This window comes from Gaoshiqia sp. US2, assembly GCF_059705485.1.
This window is the reverse complement of the sequence record NZ_AP048550.1, coordinates 1,761,198-1,779,154: the sequence shown is the minus strand read 5'-3', so window position 1 is coordinate 1,779,154 and position 17,957 is coordinate 1,761,198. Positions and strand designations below refer to the sequence as shown.

The following is a 17,957-nucleotide window of genomic DNA, read 5'->3' as shown; positions in this document are numbered from 1 at the left end:
CACCAGTTAAACAACTGAAAGTTAAACCTTTCAGCTCAGACAGTTGTTTATATACGAAAGGGGAAGAGGAAGATGGATCAGGACCGGTTTTATAGTTCTATTACAAATTATTATGAACAAATTTTCCCGCTGAACAAGCAGCAGGTTGAGTTCGTAATGTCGGAGTTTAACTCCCTGGAAGATCTCTATTTTCTCGATGCAGGCTGTTCGACCGGACAGCTGGCCAATGAACTCAGCCGCCACGGAGCATTGGGTTGCGGAATCGACCTGAACGGAGAAATGATTAAGCGAGCCATGAATCTGTTCGCTTCCCCGGGTCTCAGTTTCCGGAAATTGAATATGCTGCACCTCGACCGGTCATTCCCGCCCCGTTATTTTGATGCGGTCATTTGCTTCGGAAATACCCTGGTACACCTCGATTCGGTCACTCAAATCAAAAATTTCTTTTCCCAGGCTGTTAGCATCCTCAAACCGGGAGGCAAATTACTGCTTCAACAGTTAAATTACGATCAGATCCTGAACCAGCAACTGACCGAATTACCCCTGATTGAAAACGATCAGATCCGTTTTGAACGCCACTACATCCTGCCCAAAGGAAGTCAGCCCAAAATTGAATTTCGCTCCCGCCTAACGGTAAAAGCCACCGGTGAGAGCCTCGAAAACAGCGTTGCCCTGTTACCGGTTAAAAAAAACGAGCTGGAAAAACTGCTGATCCTGGCCGGCTTTAAACAAGTTCGCTTTTATGCCAATTTTGCAAAAGCGCCATATACCGGCGACCATTTACCACTGGTGGCGGTTGCGGAGAGTTAACAGGGAAACGCCTGTATTCAGATCAATACCAATAAATACCCCAACGCCGCTCCGCCAGCGACGACCAAAGCGCTGTTCAGTTTTCTAAAGACAACGGAAACGGCCAAACTGGTCACGGCAATCAGGCTTGTCCTCCAATCGGTCAGGCTGTCTTTTCCCATTTCAATACAAACAACTAAAATGACGGCAACCGACGCCACGTTCACGGCATCCAAAAACGCAGCCATGTATTTTGATTTCCGCAACCGGGGGATGAGCGGGTTGAGTAAGGCTACAAATAAGAAGGAAGGCAGGAATATGCCGAAAGTCGCCGTCAATGCTCCCCAGATGCCATTCATTTGCCAACCGATGAATGTGGCTGTTGACAACAGCGGACCAGGCGTAAACTGCCCCACTGCCACGGCGTCGATCAATACTTGCCTCGTCAGCAACCCTTTACCTACCAATTCGGCTTCGAGAAAAGCAAATAACACGTAACCGCTGCCATAAAGCAATGTACCCACCTTAAAGAATATCCACAAAATTTTCATATTGCCGATTTGCAGGGCCGGAAGGGTGGTTTGCAATAACACAACAGGTAAAAAACTGTTGGCTGTTTTACCGGTATTCCGGCTTACATAAAGTAAAAGACCTGATAAGCCACATCCGAACAGGGCAACAATTTCATTCACGCCAAGCAAACAGGCGACTACCGTTAAAACGCCTAAAATACCCAGCTCCAGGTTTTTTAATGCCTTCTTCCCCAGTGCAATCAAAGCAGAAACAATTATTGCAATTACCGCCGGTTTAATGCCGTAAATAAATGGCTCTACTTTGGGCAGTTGTCCGTATTGCTGATACAACCAGGCAAAAACCGAGGTAATCAATACGGCCGGAAAAATGAAACAAATACCCGCCACAACGAGTCCTTTCCAACCGGCCCGTTCGTATCCGCAGTGCATGGTCATTTCGGTGGAATTTGGACCAGGGATCAGATTGGTTGCCCCCACCAGATCGAGAAAATGCCCGTGTGTCATCCACTTTCGTTTCTTCACCACTTCATCTTCCATCATGCTGATGTGAGCCGCAAACCCGCCAAAGGAAATGCTTCCTAATTTGAAAAACAGCCTGGCAATCTCCTTCAATTCGCTCTTTCTATCCATTCTTCATCAACTTTTTGTCGATCGACCAACAGCCAGCTCCTTTGATAAAAAGGAAAACACTTCCGAGAAGCATCGACCAATCGGTCCGGCTCGCGTGAAGCATTTCCCAGATACCCTGACTAACCAATATTTCTGTTTTGGTGGTTAAAATGGCAACAAGCATAATGATGATGGTTGGAATACTTGCTAATCGGGTAAACAAGCCCAGCAAAATAAAAGCGCCGCAGAGTATTTCAAATGCGCCGACAAACGGGCCCAGAAAATCGGGCGAAGGCAATCCAATTTTTTCAAATCTCCCTGCCCCGAGGACAGCCGGGAATAAATATTTCTGAATTCCTTCTGAAAGGAAAACAGCGCCTACAATGAAACGAATGATGATCGTTGTTTTTGAATGGTCTGTTTGCAGAATCTTTTGAATCATGTTATTTTATTGAGTAATCACTGTCCGGGCAAACAATCAGCTGGCCTAAAGCGGGTTACAGGTTGCCGGTGGCCGGTTTATAGTGTCGTTTCAGCCAATGAGCCAGGCCATCGAGCCCCGGGAAAAGCACCCGCTCGGTAATGTTCGCCTGGTCGAGTTTATCGCGCACCTCCCACTTCAGTTCTTTGGGAATAATGAGCCGCCGGTATAAATCCGGATGCCGCATCAGCCAATGATCGAGGATAGAGGTCGGATCGTTCATCACCGAAAAAAAAGCAAACTGGTTGACAATGCGTTCATCGATCGACGGCGGTTCGAAAAAAAGCACCTGGTCTTTGCCCATCTTTTTATCTAAATCCGAAAGCGAATGAATACTTTCTTCGAGTAATTCAACCGTAAAGGCATTGCATTTTTCCTCCTGGAGCTGGCAGTTGAGCGGCTCGTTGACCAATTGGTTCACCTTGACGAAGTCAACCTTCCAAATCACCCCGTCAAGATCATATTTTTCGGTATTGACCGTAGCAAAGTGCATGGCCACAAAGGGCGAGTAAGTCCAGTCGAGCAAGCGCGTGGGCAAACCGTGATGTTGCGCCATCACCAACGCACGCCAAAAAGAACCGCCAAGCTGCACATCTTTCGATATGGAATATTTTCTGAAGTTTCGTAACAGGTGGTACTCCAGTTCGGGCCGTGAGCCGCAATTCCGGAGGAAACTGTTTTTCAACTCGTAGCCGGAGTCCGACAAACCACGAAAAGCAAAGTCAGACCGGTATCGTCCCATGCCCGGTTTCCAGGAATCGTGATAAACTTCCTCGCAAAGTTCTTCCCAACTATTTACAATGTGATCGTTCTGATCGATTCGTCCTAACTCCATTTCCATCCGGTTGAACGCTAATTTTTTCACTTAAAACGTCACGGAAGTTACGATTTTTTTTTTCAAATCGCTGAAAGTCTTTTGCAATTTGGTTGTTACTTTTTCACCGAAACGATATTTTTGAGGACTGAAATTAAAATTGCGGCACGATGAATGGGAGAAACCAATTACTCGTCATCCTTTCAATATTACTGGCTTATCCTGTTCTTGCTCAAACAGAAGAAAATTCCAACTCTGTTTTACAGGTCCCTATCTATTTTTCGGAGATAAATCCCGAAAATGCCCTTGGCATACTGACCCTTGACCTGCCCTTCCATTTTCCCGGTGAGAACCAGGCAAAAAACCAGTTTTCGTTCGGCTACTCCATGGGCAACACCTGGCACCCGCAAACCCGCTTCGTTTATCCCGAAAACCTGACGCCGAAACAACGGGAACAACTCCGGGATATCCATATGACACTTCGCCCGCAATATTTCGCGGTATTTGATATCGACACGAAAGAAAAGCTCTATCAATCGGACGGGGTTTTACAACATTTCAGGTTTAGCTGGATCCGCCAGTGGAAAAACCGCAACAGCCTGATCGTCAACATGAATGCACATATGCTGAACGGGGGAAAATCGCCGGTTAATTTTTTTGTAAGCGACTGGTTTATCGAGAATTTCCATACCCAGTTCGCCGTAGACGATAATTACGGGCGCCGCCTTTTCCCGTTTAACCGGGCATCTGTTCAATTTACCGATGAACAAGGCCATACCTACCGGAAAGACAAAGGAGATGTGTTCACCGGCGTGTTCGATCTGCACTATTACCGCCGGCTTTTCCGTTCGCAATCGTCTGGTTGGCGGTTCGATTCGCAGCTTGCCTCCCATCTTTCCCTTCCCTTAAATGATTTTCACCGTTACATCGTTCCGGGAATCAGCGCCGGGTTCCGCATCGACCGGAGATTAGGGACAAACAGTTCGGTGACCTTTGCTACTGACGGCGGGATTACCGACCAGCAGTTTCTGAAAATCAGCCGGGAGATTAACGGTATTGACTGGAGGTACCGGAAACATGCCAAAGCTTACCTTGGATTCAATTTCATTTCGCCACGAAATAAAATAACCACGATCGGCATCCTGAATAACTTTCAGGACCCGTTGCTGAAAGGGTACTCCTTTTCGGGCAGCCTGACCGATTACGAAACAATCGGGTTGAAATACCTGGATGAAGGCGACACCTGGGAAGGCGAGCCTGTTTCTCAGGAATTCTGGCTAACCAACCTGACCCCCAAGTCGCTTTACTATTACTCCGTCAAATCCTATATCGTCCTGGGATTTCACCACAAAAACCGCGAATTTACCTTTTATGTTGGCGAAGATATTATTTCGATCAACAACGCACCCGACTTCCAAATCGGCGTTCAGTACCGGATCTCGTTAAAGGATAAAAAGTAGCCGCGAGTTATAAAAAATCATGAACAAGCCGGGGATTTTCTTGTTTAGAGGACAAAACCATTTTGAGATGACAGATATTTCTGAGAAAAGAGAGCGGTTGCCGGGATGGATGAAATCACCCCTGCCAAGTGGCGAAAACTACTCAAAAGTGAAGCGATTAATTGCCGAACACCAATTAAATACGATCTGTACCAGCGGCAACTGCCCAAACAAGGGAGAATGCTGGAATGCCGGTACTGCCAGCTTCATGATCTTAGGCGACAAATGTACCCGGAACTGCCGGTTTTGCTATGTAAAAAATATGCTCCCCGATCCGGTCGACTGGGACGAACCGCGTCGTTTAGCCGAAACCATCCGCACGTTGGGACTGAAACACTGTGTAATCACCTCCGTCGACCGCGACGACTTAGCCGATGGCGGGGCCGGTTTTTGGGCAAGTACCATCCTGAAAATAAAAGAATTGAGCCCGGGAACAACCATCGAGACCCTGATTCCTGATTTTCATGCAAAAAAAGAATTGGTGCAGCAAGTCATTGATGCCAAACCGGAAGTCATCTCACATAACCTGGAAACGGTGAGGCGTCTGACTCCAAAAATCAGGAGTACTGCCCGCTACGACCGGAGTTTAAAGGTAATTTCGTACGTGGCCGGGGCAGGCATCGTTGCCAAGTCGGGCATCATGCTCGGATTGGGTGAAACTCCCGCTGAAGTACTCGAAGCGATGGACGACCTGAAACAGGCCGGCTGCAAAGTGCTCACGCTCGGGCAATACCTGCAACCCGCCGCTCATCTGATGAAGGTGGTGGAATACGTTAGCCCCGAACAATTCGTCATTTACCGGAAAGAAGCTTACAAACGCGGCTTCCGCTACGTGGAAAGCAGCCCGCTGGTGCGTTCCTCGTACCACGCGGAAAGGCATGTCAATGCCTGAAAAAACACACATCATGAATAAATTACTACACAAACTCATTGAGAAAGAAGATCTGACACCCGAGACCTTTGTCCTTCACTTCGAACGAAACGGTTTTATCTTTTCTCCCGGACAATACGTTATCCTGCGCAACCCTGAAACCGGCGACGGGCGGGAATATTCCATATACAGTTCCCTGCACTACCGGAAGCTTTCGTTCCTGGTACGAGAGGTGGAAGGCGGCGATTTTTCGCGTTTTTTGCGCCATCTTAAACCGGGATCGACGATCGAGATCGAAGGTCCGCGCGGATTTTTTGTACTGGACGAGCAGGTTAAATCGGGCCACCCGGCGTTGTTTATTGCTTCGGGAACAGGCATTTCTCCTTTCCACTCGTTTGTGAGAAGTTACCCCGATATGAATTATAAAGTGCTGCACGGGGTTCATTTTGCCGATGAAGCCTACGGGAAAGAAGCCTTTAAGCCTTACCGGTTTTGCCTTTGCACGTCGCGCGAAGAGTCGGGGAATTATTTTGGCCGCGTCACTTATTATTTAAAAGAAAACCCGGTTGATCCGGAAACCATTTGTTACCTCTGCGGAAATTCGGATATGATTGAGGAAGTGACCGGCATCCTGGAAGCATACGGGGTTTCTCCCGGGAATATTCGTTCGGAAGTATTCTTCTGAAATCCCTGCTGCACAGCGCATAATTGAAGAACACAAATAAAAAACAGGAAGAATAAGATTTATTACGAATCAAATCCCTCGCTTTCCTGTTTGCAACCAGATTTTATCCTTTATCGTTAACCAACGAGCAGCAAATGGCGACAGATGCTCAAACAAGTTACCAATGACAAGCGCTTCTTTGATCATTAATCCGCTACTCGTATCAGAAAACCACCTGCTCAAAAAACCACAGGTGGTTTTGCATAAAACCTAAGGTGGTTTTTCGGAAGGTCACACCTGACAAGTAAAATCCTTTGTTTGCGGGGCGTTTAGGCCCGGTTTGCCTTGCTTTTTTGCGTTAAAACAACAAGTTAAAGCCTGTTGGGAAGGACATAAGCAGCAAGACTTTCTTTGTGTGATTAAACGAAACTGCGTCGCGGCTCAGAAACCGCGACACCAAGGTACGTCGATCAAAATGTATTTGAATTGTTATTAACCAAGTTTTAATCTGTTATTTATACCATAAGTACTCAAATTTAACACTAGATCAGTCACAAATGGCAAATTTGCGTCAGCGCGGGGATGATTCGTTTTTACCGCAAATCAATCACTTCAACTCCGGGGTGTTTTGCGGCATTGAAGACAAAAGCATTATCATCGGCTGCCACATTGGTCTTCAGGTCGTTCACCTTCACGATGTAGTTATTGCCTTCCTGCCCGATCATTTCCGCTTTCTTAATCAGCATCTTTTGCTTATCAATGTAAATTCTCACCCTGGAATATTCCATCGACTTCGTCTGTGGAAGCAAATCGATCACATACGCAACTGTTCCTTCCACCGTTGCCTCTTCAATAAACTTGTAGTTGAACCCATCTTCGTAAATGGTAAATAATTTTGAAGGGTTCATCAGTTCGCCGCTTTCCTCATCAATTTCGGCAACAGTCACTTCATTGGCGTCTTTCATATAGGTCCATACCTGTTTTCCATCGCAATACACTTCCAGCCCGAGCAGCGGCAGTTTGAGCTGGTACTTCGCTCCTTTCATCAGAATATTGCCCTTATTTTCCTCATGGATGCCTTCTTCTTTATTCTCCATGATATAGTCGAAGGTGGCCTGTATGGTGGTATACGACTGGGTTGTTTTGGTTACATTTTCAAGAATGGATTTTGCTTTGGGGTCTTGTTGAGCAAAGACCGCGAACGCAGCAAAAATAACGACTGCTGATACAATTAGTTTCTTCATTTTCTCTTTTTTTTGTTTACAAGCTATTCAATAATTGTTCCAAACTATATTCATCCTGAAGTAATACCTGCCTGGCCTTGCTTCCTTCGCTCGGACCTACAATTCCGGCAGCTTCCAACTGGTCCATAATCCGGCCGGCCCGGTTATAACCAATCGAAAATTTACGCTGGATCATCGATGTCGAGCCCATTTGATTCATCACCACCACCCGGGCGGCTTCGTCAAACAACTCGTCGCGGTTGTTCAGGTCGGTTTCCATTGCTCCTCCGTCACCTTCGGCCACGTACTCGGGCAGCATAAAAGCAGTGGGATAGCCTTGCTGGGCTGCAATGTGTTCGCAAATACGTTCTACCTCCGGGGTATCCACAAAGGCACACTGTAAACGGGTCATGCTGCTGCCCATCGCAATCAGCATATCGCCTTTCCCGATTAACTGGTTGGCTCCCGGGGTATCCAGAATGGTCCGCGAGTCGATCATCGAAGCCACTTTGAAGGCAATCCGCGTGGGGAAGTTGGCTTTGATCACTCCGGTAATGATATTAATGGAAGGACGCTGGGTGGCAATAATCATGTGAATACCAACGGCTCGGGCCAACTGTGCGATTCGGGCAATGGGCAGTTCAATTTCCTTACCGGCAGTCATGATCAGGTCGGCAAATTCGTCGATAATCACCACGATATATGGCAGGTAGCGATGTCCTTTTTCCGGGTTTAACCGGCGGGCCACAAATTTGGCATTGTATTCCTTAATATTCCGCACATGCGCTTTCTTAAGCAGGTCGTAGCGGTTATCCATCTCCAGGTTTAAGGAATTCAAGGTGTATTTTACCTTCTGGATATCGGTAATAATCGGTTCCTCATCATCGGGCAGCTTGGCCAGAAAGTGTTTCTCAATGGTTGAATAGAGGCTCAACTCGACCTTCTTGGGGTCAATCATCACCAGTTTCAGTTGAGAGGGGTGCTTTTTATACAGCAGCGAAGAGATGATGGCATTCAACCCAACAGATTTCCCTTGCCCGGTAGCGCCAGCCACCAGGATATGCGGCATCTTGGTCAGGTCGATCAGGAAGGTTTCATTCGAAATGGTTTTACCCAGGACAACCGGCAGATCGGCAGTACTCTCCTGAAATTTTTTGGATGAGATGATGGACCGCATGGAAACAACTTCCGGGTTTTGGTTCGGCACTTCAATCCCAATGGTTCCCCTTCCGGGAATCGGGGCAATAATACGGATCCCCAGAGCAGCCAGGCTGAGGGCAATATCATCTTCCAGGTTTTTTATTTTAGCAATCCGGATTCCCGGCGCCGGAACAATTTCATACAGGGTAATGGTTGGCCCGATGGTTGCCCTGATCTTGGTAATTTCAATTTTATAATGCCGGAGCGTTTCTACAATTTTGTTTTTATTCGAGATCAGCTCTTCGTTGCTCACCTCGGCATTCCCCGTCGGATGGTCGTCGAGCAGATCGATGGTCGGGAACTTGTACATCGACAGGTCCAGGGTCGGGTCGTATTCCGTCGTTTGATCGCCGGGGAGATAATCCTCATCGGTTTCTTCCTGGTTCTTTTCAACCATCATGTCCAAATCTTCTTGCTCATCCTCCGGTTTCACCATTTTCTCCGACACATGAAATCCGACACCCGAAACGTCCACCTTTTCATCAATCTCCAGGTCATCGCTGTCGGGGTCAAAAATGGTTTCAATTAGATTGTCCCCATGAATGATTTTCGAGATGGCATCATCGGTCACCGGATTGGCGGCCACATTTACAGAAGTCTCCTGTGCCAATGGAAGAGCCGGGGCCGGTTTAAACCATTTGCCAAACAGTTTTTTCAGCCAGGGAATGAAATTTTCAACCCCGAAAAGAATGATTAAGAACAAACTGCAAACCAACAGGAAAAAAGCGCCGATACTTCCGAACATCGAGCTAAGCCAGTTGGCCATCACCAACCCGTTTTCGCCTCCCGGCTGTAAAAATCCGTTCATCCTGAAACCAGACAACAGCAGCCCCGAGAAAACCGAAATCCAAAAAATCAGCACCACCGAAAACAGGATGGCCCGGTCAAACCTGACCAACGGCCTTCCCCAAAATTGGAATGCCGTGATGATCAGTAAATATATCAGCAAAAAAGAAGAAAGGCCAAAACCCCGGTTAATGATTGATTCGCTTAAAAAAGCACCGGTTTTCCCGGCTTTATTTTGCACCTTAATATCTGCATTCCGGATCAATTCCCGCAACGACAAATCCAGTTTACTGTGATCGGCATGCCCGTATATCAAAAACGAGATAAAAGCCACCGATAAATAAAGTCCAAACACAAACAGGAACAGCCCGACGGTGTATTTAAACTTATCACCTGTAAAAAAAGACCGAAGCCTTTTAAAGAAGCCAATGGAGGAAGACGATTTTTTATTCTTTATCTTTTTTGCCATGCGGTTTTGTAAAATTCGATTGCAAAGTTAACGAATTTTGAACAGGATATCTTGCCCATTGGAGCAAGTAAAAGTCAGAGAATACTCAATTTTTGAGAATGAATCTAAATTTCAGGCAAAAGCAAATAATCTTTTCAAAAAAACGCTGCCAATTAAAGCTTTTCAAACATCTTTGCAAAAACAACCAAGCATAAAATGAAGATCGCTGATGTCTGCACCTTATTGTCGGCTAACCTGATTTGCGGGAACATGGATGATTGTAAGCCCATTGAAAAAGGTTACAGTTCCGATTTAATGAGCGATGTATTAACGCTGGATACCGATAACCTGTTGTTACTTACCGGCATGTGTAACCTGCAAACCATCCGTACTGCCGAGGTGGCCGACATTCGCTACATTGTTTTTGTACGTAATAAACGGGCAACGGACGAAATGCTGACTTTGGCGCGCGAACACGGCATTTGCATTCTCGAATCGCCGTTTACCTTATTTAAGGCCAGCGGTTTGTTGTTTCAGGCCGGACTTAAACCCGTGTATTGAATGAAACTAAACTTTTCAATCGCGGGAGGAGATTTCACCAGGGCAGGGCGCGCTTCCAGTGAAGTAAAAAAGGTATTGAAACAGTTGGGTATCGATGCCAAATGTATTAAAAGCATCGTGATTGCCTTGTACGAAGCCGAAGTCAATGTGGTTGCCCACGCCCGCGAAGGACAGATTTTCGTGGAAATTGACAAAGACAAGATCCGGGTAAAAGTCATTGATCAGGGGCCGGGGATTCCCGATATTGAACTGGCCATGCAGGAAGGTTATTCTACCGCCAGTAAACAGGTTCGGGAAATGGGATTTGGAGCCGGAATGGGTTTGTCGAACATGAAGAAAAATACCGATATCCTTACAATTGAATCGGTTGTAGGAGAAGGAACAACAGTAACGATGGTTAATCATTTTTAATGCCAAATACACTCATATATCACGCTTTAAAGGTTGATGCGTCAAAATGTATTGGCTGTACGCACTGCATGCAGGTATGCCCTACCGAGGCCATCCGCATCCGGAACGGTCTGGCTGTCATTCAGCAAAAACGATGCGTCGATTGTGGCAACTGCATGCGGGCTTGTCCCGCCCACGCGATTTTCGTGGAACAGGACGACCTGGATAAAATCAAAGCATTCAAATACCGGGTTGTACTTTTCCCGGCGGTCATGATCGGACAGTTTCCTGAAAAATACACCGAAGACCAGATCTATGCCGCCCTGCTGAAGATCGGCTTCACGCATGTTTTTGAAGTGGAACAGCCCATTGGTTTCTTAAAGGAATCCATCCGGGAATACCGCCGGAAGAAAAAAAAGATAAAACCGCATATTTCCACCTTTTGCCCCGCAATTGTCAGGCTGATCCAGTCGCGCTATCCGTCGCTGATCGACAACATGATTCTGCGTAAAGCGCCGCACGACCTGGCTGCACATTTTGCCATCCACCAGTTAAAAAAACTTGGCGCCTCCGAAGATGAGATCGGCCTGTTTTACGTCACGCCCTGCATAGCCAAAATGACTTCGGTAAAAAGTCCGCTTGGAGAGAAAGAATCGATTGTCGACGGTATCATCAACATGAACGAGTTGTATAACCAGGTGATGAAAAATATTCACTTCCCGGATGTACCGGATACCAGCAATCAGCGCCAAACCCTCACCCGCGACGGCATTCTGTGGAGCCTTACCCGCGGCGAAGCGCGGCATTTCGGAGAACGGAGCATGGCCATTGACGGCATTCATAATGTCATTAAGTTCCTGGAACGACTTGAGAACGAAGAAGTGCCCGACCTCGACTTTCTCGAACTGCGGGCCTGCGACCAAAGTTGCGCGGGTGGCAACCTGATGTCGGGAAACCGTTTCCTAACCGTTGAACGCCTGGAGCGGCGGGCAAAACGGTACCTGCCTTCGTTTAAGTTTAAAGATCACCCGGTACAGGAAGCTGCCGGACAACTAAAACCCTTGCTGGAAGCCGACAAAATTCAGTACCGACCGGCCTTTCAACTGGATGAAGACCGCGAACGGGCGTTGGAAAAAGCGAACAAGGCGCACCGCATCATCTGTTTCCTTCCGGGTATCGACTGCGGGGCATGCGGCGCACCAAACTGCCAGGCCCTGGCCGAAGATATGGCCTGCGGGCAGGCGAAAATGTCAGACTGTATTTTCCTGCAACAACATTGGCAGGACGAACATAAAATCAGCGCCTCAAAAGCTTTGCAAAATGTGGAGCGAAAATGGGGAAAAGATCGTTTTAAAGCAGATTGTAACAAAAGAGGAAAACGCAATGAAGGTTTCTGATCTGGTAGAAAAATTAAATCTCAAAGTCATTTCCGGAGAGAAAGGACTGAACCGTGAAGTAGACGGGGCTTATGTCTCCGATTTACTGAGCGACGTGATGGGGAATGCCCGCGAAAATCAAGTATGGATTACCCTGCAGGTGCATCAGAATGTGATGGCTATCGCCTCGCTGAAGGAGCTGGCAGCCATTATCCTGGTAAAAGGCTTAACCGCCAACGAAAATACCATTGAACACAGCAATGAAGAACAGATCCCGATTCTGTCGACCACGCTCTCTACATTTGATACAGCCGGTAAACTTTACGAAATGCTGAACCCGGGGAAATGAAAAAATTCAGGGCTGATCTCCATTTACATACGGTATTGTCGCCATGCGCCGATCCGGGAATGAGCCCTGATCAACTCATCGACCTGGCCATACGGAAAGGGCTGGACATTATTGCTGTGACCGATCACAACAGCACCCGCCAGTGCCGGATAGTCAGGGAAATGGCCCGGGACTCCGGCCTGCTGGTCTTAAACGGATGCGAAGTAAACAGCCGCGAAGATGTACACGCGATTTGCCTGTTCGAGGATGATTACAGCCGGAACGAGTTCCAGAAATTTCTGGACCACTCTCTTCCTGAAATTCCAAACCGCCCCGATTATTTTGGCTATCAGGTACTGGTTGACGAACAGAATCATGTAACGGAAGAAATTCCCTTTTACCTGGGTAACGGGCTGAATGCTGAACTGGAGTTGATTGCCGCCTTCACGCACGAGCTCAACGGGCTGTTCATCCCGGCCCATGTCGACCGGCCCATCAACAGCATCTTCAGCCAGTTGGGATTTTTACCCAAAGAACTGCATGTGGATGCCCTTCAAATCAGCAAATACGCGAATGAAGCCCTGATCAGGAAGTTATATGATATACCGGCCGAGATCAGCATCATCAAAGCATCGGATGCACATTATCCCGAAGATATCGGTTCGGCCTGTACTGTTTTCAAATTGAATGAACCAACATTCAAAGAAATCAGTTGGGCATTGCACAAAAAAAACGGAAGATCGCTAACGATTGAATCATGACCGAATTATCGCTGCATATCCTGGATATTGCACAAAACTCGATTCGTGCCAAAGCCAGTCTGATTGAAATCGTCATCACGGAAAAGCCGGATGAAGACCGGTACGAGATTTCGATTTCAGACGACGGTCCGGGCATGGATGAGCAAAGCCTGAACCGGGCCGAAAACCCCTTCTTTACCTCCCGAAAAACCCGGAAAGTTGGTCTGGGCATTCCCCTGTTGAAACACAGCGCCGAGCAAAGCGGCGGTTCACTGGAGATAAGTTCAGAAAAAGGACATGGTGTCCGCCTGAATGCCTGTTTTGGTTTTCATCATGTCGATCGTCCCGTTTTAGGCGATATGGCCGGCGCTTTGCTGATTTTAATGACAAACGAGAACCAGACCGAAATTAGATACACCCACCGGAGCCCCGGAGGAGCATATACCTTCGACACACGTGAAGTAAAACTGATTTTGGAAGGTACAAATCCGGCCGAGCCCGAAATACGCAGTTTTCTGCATGAGATGATCTGTGAGAATCTGGAACAAATCCAAATAAGCGAATAATGATAATTATTAGATTTTTATTGACGTAAACTTCTGATATTTGTGCATTCAACAAACAAAAAATCAACTAATTAAATAATGACCCCTCGAAATTTATGACAAAAATTAAATCACTGGCTGATCTGAAAAAACTGAAAGACGACGTTCAGTCAAAAATTAAATTACGGGAAAAAGGCGACCATCCCGAGAAACTTATTCAGGTAAAAGTATCGATGGCCACCTGCGGCATTGCGTCGGGAGCAAAAGAAACCATGACCTTCCTGATCGAAGAACTTGATCATCAGGGGATCGATGCTTTAGTCACTCAAACCGGTTGCATGGGTTATTGTTATGCCGAACCCACCATCGAACTGCTGATACCAGGCCGGGAACCTGTTGTTTACGGCTATGTTGACAAGATTAAAGCAAAGGAAATCATCGACAAACACATCAAACTGAATGAATTGGTTGACGGCATCATTCCGGTAACCTATAAAACGATTGACTAATCACTAAGCTTCATATAAAATGGCTGAATTCAATATGCATATATTGGTTTGCGGCGGGACGGGCTGTAAAGCCTCCCAAAGCGAACTGATCAAATCAAACTTTAAAAACCAGCTGAGCGAACTTGGGCTGGATGATGATATTCAGGTTATTCACACCGGCTGTTTTGGCTTTTGCGAGAAAGGGCCGATTGTGAAGATCCAACCAGACAATACCTTCTACGTTTCGGTGCAACCCGAAGACACCAAAGAGATCATTGAAGAACATCTCATCAAAGGACGTAAGGTTGAACGACTGCTTTACCGTGACCCGGAAACAAAAAAACGGGTGAGCGAAAGTAAAAACATGGACTTTTATAAAAAGCAAGTCCGTGTGGCGCTTCGTAATTGTGGGTTCATCGATCCCGAAAACATTGAAGAATATATCGGGAACGACGGTTATTCAGCGCTTGCCCGGTGCCTCGAAGAACATAGCCCCGACGAAGTCATCCGCCTGATAACCGATTCGGGACTACGCGGAAGAGGAGGCGGCGGTTTTCCAACCGGGCTGAAGTGGGCGATCACCCGGAAATCGCAAGACGACCAGAAGTACGTGGTATGCAATGCCGATGAAGGCGATCCCGGAGCATTTATGGACCGTTCCATCCTGGAAGGCGACCCGCATTCGGTCATCGAAGCAATGGCCATTTGCGGTTACTGTATCGGAGCCGACAAAGGACTGGTATACATCCGGGCCGAATACCCGCTGGCTATTCAGCGTTTAAAAACAGCCCTCGTGCAGGCCCGCGAATACGGACTGCTGGGCAAAAACATTTTAGGTTCTGATTTTAATTTTGATATCGAAATCCGCTACGGCGCCGGCGCCTTTGTTTGCGGCGAAGAAACAGCCCTCATCCAGTCGATGGAAGGTAAGCGCGGCGAACCAACGGTTAAACCTCCTTTCCCGGCCGAGTCGGGTTACCTGGGAAAACCAACCAACGTGAATAACGTGGAAACCTTTGCCAACATCCCGCCGATCATCAATAAAGGAGCAGCCTGGTTCAGCAGCATTGGTACCGAAAAATCAAAAGGTACAAAAGTATTTGCCCTGGCCGGTAAAATTAATAATGTAGGATTGATTGAGGTCCCGATGGGCACTACCCTGCGCGAGGTGATCTACGATATTGGCGGAGGCATCAAGGATGGTAAAAAGTTTAAGGCCGTTCAAACCGGCGGCCCGTCGGGAGGCTGCCTGACCACCGATTTTCTTGATACGCCCATCGACTATGAAAACCTGCTGGCTGCCGGTTCCATGATGGGATCGGGCGGAATGATCGTGATGGACGAAGACGACTGCATGGTTTCAATTGCCAAATTCTACCTGGAGTTTACACTGGATGAATCCTGCGGAAAATGTACGCCTTGCCGTATCGGAAACAAACGGCTGCACGAAATTCTGGTAAAAATCACCGACGGAAAAGGAACGCCGGAAGACATTACGAAACTGCGCATGCTCAGCCAGGTGATCAAAGATTCGTCCTTGTGCGGCCTGGGTCAAACGTCGCCCAACCCGGTATTATCAACACTGGATCACTTTTTACACGAATACGAAGCCCACGTTGATACTAAAAAATGTCCGGCCGGACAATGTAAAGCCTTAATGCAGTACCTGATTGACGATGACAAATGCACCGGCTGCACCCTTTGTTTCCGGAATTGCCCGGTTGGCGCCATTTCAGGCGAAAAACGCAGCCCACATTACATCGACCAGACCTTGTGCATCAAATGCGGCGTGTGTTACGAAAAGTGCAAGTTTGATGCGATTAAAATCGCTTAAAAAAGAAAGAATTATGGAAACGATTAATCTAAGCATCGATCATAAACCCATCGTCGTTAAAAAAGGAACAACCATCCTGGAAGCCGCGTCAAGCATTGGCATCGAAATTCCCACGCTTTGCCATATGAAGCTTCACGACATGAACATTGAAAATAAACCCGGCGCCTGCCGCGTCTGTGTGGTTGAAGTGAAGGGACGACGAAACCTGGCGCCTGCCTGTTGCACCGAAGTAAGTGAGGGCATGGAAATCAGTTCCCATTCCATCCGGGCCATCAACGCCCGCCGAACCGTTGTGGAGCTGATCTTATCGGACCACCCGGCCGACTGCCTGGTTTGCGCCAAATCAGGAAACTGCGAATTGCAGGATATGGCCCACCGCCTGGGCATCCGCGAAATTCATTACAAGGGATCGCAATCGCATTTTCGCGAGGATACTTCTCCCGCCATCATCCGCGAGATGGATAAATGTATTTTGTGCCGCCGTTGCGAGATGATGTGTAACGACGTCCAAACCGTGGGGGTACTTTCAACCATTAACCGGGGGTTCCACGCTGTTGTTTCGCCCGCTTTCGAGATGAACCTCGACCACTCGGTTTGTACCTATTGCGGACAATGTGTCGCCGTTTGTCCAACCGGGGCACTGACCGAGGTGAACCAGACCGGGGCTGTGATCCGCGCCCTCTCCAACCCGTCAAAAACCGTTGTGGTACAAACAGCTCCGGCTGTTCGCGCCGCCCTGGGCGAAGAATTCGGGATGGAACCCGGCACACTGGTCACCGGGAAAATGGCCGCTGCCCTGCGCCGGTTAGGCTTCGATTATGTTTTTGATACCGACTTTGCCGCCGACCTCACCATTATGGAAGAAGGCACGGAGTTGTTGGGCCGCCTCAACAAATACCTGGCCGGCGACAACGATGTGAAATTGCCCATCCTGACCTCATGCTGCCCGGCCTGGGTGAAATTTTTCGAACACCAGTTCCCCGAGTTGAAAGACATTCCGTCAACCGCCCGGTCGCCTCAACAAATGTTCGGGGCCATTGCCAAAACTTATTTCGCCGACAAAATGCAAATCAAACGCGAAGATTTGGTAGTGGTTTCCATCATGCCCTGCGTGGCTAAAAAATATGAAAGCAGTCGCGACGAATTTGCGGTGAATGGCAACCCGGATGTGGATTACGCCCTGACAACCCGCGAACTGGCCCAGTTAATCAACCTGGCTAACATCGATTTTAAATCGCTGCCCAACGAGGAATTTGACAATCCGCTGGGCGAATCGACCGGCGCCGGGGTGATTTTCGGAACCACCGGAGGCGTCATTGAAGCTGCCGTTCGTACCGCCTACGAGATACAAACCGGAAAAACACTTCAACGTCTCGACTTTGAAGAGCTGCGCGGAATGGATGGTTTACGGAAAGCCACCATCGATTTCGACGGCACTCCCATCCACATTGGTATTGCTCATGGTTTGGGGAATGCCCGAAAACTGCTTGAAGAAATCAAAGCCGGCGAAAGCGGGTTTCATGCCATCGAAATCATGTCGTGCCCGGGCGGATGTATTGGCGGCGGCGGACAACCTTATCATCATGGCGATGTGGATGTGCTCCGCAAGCGGCAGAAAGCCATTTACGCAGAAGACAAAAACAAAACGCTCCGTAAATCGCACGAAAACCCGTACATCATTAAATTGTATGAAGAATTTTTAGGCGAACCGCTGAGTAAAAAAGCGCACCACCTGCTTCATACCAAATATTTTGACCGGAGTTAGGGAGGGAGAAATT

18 protein-coding genes are annotated in these 17,957 nt (G+C 47.7%); 13 read left to right on the top strand and 5 right to left on the bottom strand.

The window, feature by feature from the left end; all coding sequences use genetic code 11:
- Positions 1-72 precede the first annotated feature (72 nt).
- Positions 73-810 carry a class I SAM-dependent methyltransferase gene (locus tag AC6H3C_RS07035; protein WP_497520002.1) on the top strand — a complete coding sequence of 246 codons (738 nt, stop codon included), beginning with the start codon at positions 73-75 and terminating at the stop codon, positions 808-810.
- 17 nt (positions 811-827) lie between these two features.
- Here the strand turns inward: AC6H3C_RS07035 and chrA are convergent, their stop codons facing one another.
- The 3 genes from chrA to AC6H3C_RS07020 are packed head-to-tail and all read right to left on the bottom strand — an operon-like array spanning position 828 to position 3,253.
- Positions 828-1,952, bottom strand: a complete 1,125-nt coding sequence (chrA, locus tag AC6H3C_RS07030; RefSeq protein WP_497520001.1) for a chromate efflux transporter — start codon at positions 1,950-1,952, stop codon at positions 828-830.
- Complete coding sequence (locus AC6H3C_RS07025; protein ID WP_497519999.1) at positions 1,945-2,373, bottom strand: DoxX family protein; 429 nt, start codon at positions 2,371-2,373, stop codon at positions 1,945-1,947. Before AC6H3C_RS07025 ends, chrA begins: the two co-directional genes overlap by 8 nt.
- A 55-nt stretch (positions 2,374-2,428) precedes the next feature.
- On the bottom strand, positions 2,429-3,253 hold the full coding sequence (locus AC6H3C_RS07020; RefSeq protein ID WP_497519998.1) for an FRG domain-containing protein: 825 nt from the start codon (positions 3,251-3,253) through the stop codon (positions 2,429-2,431).
- A gap of 143 nt (positions 3,254-3,396) precedes the next feature.
- Between AC6H3C_RS07020 and AC6H3C_RS07015 the strand changes: the two genes are divergently transcribed.
- The 3 genes from AC6H3C_RS07015 (at position 3,397) to AC6H3C_RS07005 (ending at position 6,281) form a co-directional block, all read left to right on the top strand.
- On the top strand, positions 3,397-4,686 hold the full coding sequence (locus tag AC6H3C_RS07015; protein ID WP_497519997.1) for a hypothetical protein: 1,290 nt from the start codon (positions 3,397-3,399) through the stop codon (positions 4,684-4,686).
- Positions 4,687-4,753: 67 nt separating this feature from the next.
- Positions 4,754-5,617 carry a lipoyl synthase gene (gene lipA, locus AC6H3C_RS07010; RefSeq protein WP_497519996.1) on the top strand — a complete coding sequence of 288 codons (864 nt, stop codon included), beginning with the start codon at positions 4,754-4,756 and terminating at the stop codon, positions 5,615-5,617.
- Between the two features lie 13 nt (positions 5,618-5,630).
- Positions 5,631-6,281, top strand: coding sequence for a ferredoxin--NADP reductase (locus AC6H3C_RS07005; protein WP_497519995.1), 651 nt, complete (start codon positions 5,631-5,633; stop codon positions 6,279-6,281).
- 572 nt (positions 6,282-6,853) lie between these two features.
- Here AC6H3C_RS07005 and lolA1 read toward each other — a convergent pair.
- Both lolA1 and AC6H3C_RS06995 read right to left on the bottom strand, forming a co-directional pair.
- Positions 6,854-7,504: an outer membrane lipoprotein periplasmic chaperone LolA1 gene (lolA1, locus tag AC6H3C_RS07000; RefSeq protein WP_497519994.1), complete on the bottom strand. Its 651-nt coding sequence runs from the start codon at positions 7,502-7,504 to the stop codon at positions 6,854-6,856.
- Between the two features lie 16 nt (positions 7,505-7,520).
- A complete protein-coding gene (locus tag AC6H3C_RS06995) occupies positions 7,521-9,938 on the bottom strand; it encodes an FtsK/SpoIIIE family DNA translocase (RefSeq protein ID WP_497519992.1) in 2,418 nt (805 codons plus the stop codon).
- Positions 9,939-10,133: 195 nt separating this feature from the next.
- Between AC6H3C_RS06995 and AC6H3C_RS06990 the strand changes: the two genes are divergently transcribed.
- The 9 genes from AC6H3C_RS06990 to AC6H3C_RS06950 all read left to right on the top strand — a co-directional run bounded on the left by AC6H3C_RS06990 (position 10,134) and on the right by AC6H3C_RS06950 (position 17,944).
- A complete protein-coding gene (locus AC6H3C_RS06990) occupies positions 10,134-10,478 on the top strand; it encodes a hypothetical protein (protein ID WP_497519991.1) in 345 nt (114 codons plus the stop codon).
- Positions 10,479-10,889: an ATP-binding protein gene (locus AC6H3C_RS06985; RefSeq protein ID WP_497519990.1), complete on the top strand. Its 411-nt coding sequence runs from the start codon at positions 10,479-10,481 to the stop codon at positions 10,887-10,889. It abuts the gene before it with no gap.
- Positions 10,889-12,265: a [Fe-Fe] hydrogenase large subunit C-terminal domain-containing protein gene (locus AC6H3C_RS06980; protein ID WP_497519989.1), complete on the top strand. Its 1,377-nt coding sequence runs from the start codon at positions 10,889-10,891 to the stop codon at positions 12,263-12,265. The genes AC6H3C_RS06985 and AC6H3C_RS06980 overlap by 1 nt, the downstream gene beginning before the upstream one ends.
- Positions 12,252-12,593, top strand: coding sequence for a DRTGG domain-containing protein (locus AC6H3C_RS06975; protein WP_497519988.1), 342 nt, complete (start codon positions 12,252-12,254; stop codon positions 12,591-12,593). Before AC6H3C_RS06980 ends, AC6H3C_RS06975 begins: the two co-directional genes overlap by 14 nt.
- Positions 12,590-13,333: a PHP domain-containing protein gene (locus AC6H3C_RS06970; protein WP_497519987.1), complete on the top strand. Its 744-nt coding sequence runs from the start codon at positions 12,590-12,592 to the stop codon at positions 13,331-13,333. The genes AC6H3C_RS06975 and AC6H3C_RS06970 overlap by 4 nt, the downstream gene beginning before the upstream one ends.
- Positions 13,330-13,878 carry an ATP-binding protein gene (locus AC6H3C_RS06965; RefSeq protein ID WP_497519985.1) on the top strand — a complete coding sequence of 183 codons (549 nt, stop codon included), beginning with the start codon at positions 13,330-13,332 and terminating at the stop codon, positions 13,876-13,878. The genes AC6H3C_RS06970 and AC6H3C_RS06965 overlap by 4 nt, the downstream gene beginning before the upstream one ends.
- Before the next feature lie 95 nt (positions 13,879-13,973).
- The gene (locus AC6H3C_RS06960; protein ID WP_497519984.1) at positions 13,974-14,366 is read left to right on the top strand and encodes a (2Fe-2S) ferredoxin domain-containing protein; all 393 of its coding nucleotides are present in this window, start codon (positions 13,974-13,976) and stop codon (positions 14,364-14,366) included.
- Between the two features lie 19 nt (positions 14,367-14,385).
- Positions 14,386-16,179, top strand: a complete 1,794-nt coding sequence (locus AC6H3C_RS06955; protein ID WP_497519983.1) for an NADH-ubiquinone oxidoreductase-F iron-sulfur binding region domain-containing protein — start codon at positions 14,386-14,388, stop codon at positions 16,177-16,179.
- A 13-nt stretch (positions 16,180-16,192) separates the two neighbouring features.
- The gene (locus tag AC6H3C_RS06950; protein WP_497519982.1) at positions 16,193-17,944 is read left to right on the top strand and encodes an NADH-dependent [FeFe] hydrogenase, group A6; all 1,752 of its coding nucleotides are present in this window, start codon (positions 16,193-16,195) and stop codon (positions 17,942-17,944) included.
- Positions 17,945-17,957 lie beyond the last annotated feature (13 nt).

Coding starts and splice junctions, on each gene's coding strand:
- AC6H3C_RS07015 (WP_497519997.1), top strand. CDS start 3,397: ATGAATGGGAGAAACCAATTACTCGTCATCCTTTCAATATTACTGGCT.
- AC6H3C_RS06980 (WP_497519989.1), top strand. CDS start 10,889: ATGCCAAATACACTCATATATCACGCTTTAAAGGTTGATGCGTCAAAA.
- AC6H3C_RS06960 (WP_497519984.1), top strand. CDS start 13,974: ATGACAAAAATTAAATCACTGGCTGATCTGAAAAAACTGAAAGACGAC.
- AC6H3C_RS06970 (WP_497519987.1), top strand. CDS start 12,590: ATGAAAAAATTCAGGGCTGATCTCCATTTACATACGGTATTGTCGCCA.
- AC6H3C_RS07025 (WP_497519999.1), bottom strand. CDS start 2,373: ATGATTCAAAAGATTCTGCAAACAGACCATTCAAAAACAACGATCATC.
- AC6H3C_RS07020 (WP_497519998.1), bottom strand. CDS start 3,253: ATGGAAATGGAGTTAGGACGAATCGATCAGAACGATCACATTGTAAAT.
- AC6H3C_RS07005 (WP_497519995.1), top strand. CDS start 5,631: ATGAATAAATTACTACACAAACTCATTGAGAAAGAAGATCTGACACCC.
- AC6H3C_RS06995 (WP_497519992.1), bottom strand. CDS start 9,938: ATGGCAAAAAAGATAAAGAATAAAAAATCGTCTTCCTCCATTGGCTTC.
- AC6H3C_RS06975 (WP_497519988.1), top strand. CDS start 12,252: ATGAAGGTTTCTGATCTGGTAGAAAAATTAAATCTCAAAGTCATTTCC.
- lipA (WP_497519996.1), top strand. CDS start 4,754: ATGACAGATATTTCTGAGAAAAGAGAGCGGTTGCCGGGATGGATGAAA.
- AC6H3C_RS06950 (WP_497519982.1), top strand. CDS start 16,193: ATGGAAACGATTAATCTAAGCATCGATCATAAACCCATCGTCGTTAAA.
- chrA (WP_497520001.1), bottom strand. CDS start 1,952: ATGGATAGAAAGAGCGAATTGAAGGAGATTGCCAGGCTGTTTTTCAAA.
- AC6H3C_RS06965 (WP_497519985.1), top strand. CDS start 13,330: ATGACCGAATTATCGCTGCATATCCTGGATATTGCACAAAACTCGATT.
- AC6H3C_RS06985 (WP_497519990.1), top strand. CDS start 10,479: ATGAAACTAAACTTTTCAATCGCGGGAGGAGATTTCACCAGGGCAGGG.
- AC6H3C_RS07035 (WP_497520002.1), top strand. CDS start 73: ATGGATCAGGACCGGTTTTATAGTTCTATTACAAATTATTATGAACAA.
- AC6H3C_RS06990 (WP_497519991.1), top strand. CDS start 10,134: ATGAAGATCGCTGATGTCTGCACCTTATTGTCGGCTAACCTGATTTGC.
- AC6H3C_RS06955 (WP_497519983.1), top strand. CDS start 14,386: ATGGCTGAATTCAATATGCATATATTGGTTTGCGGCGGGACGGGCTGT.
- lolA1 (WP_497519994.1), bottom strand. CDS start 7,504: ATGAAGAAACTAATTGTATCAGCAGTCGTTATTTTTGCTGCGTTCGCG.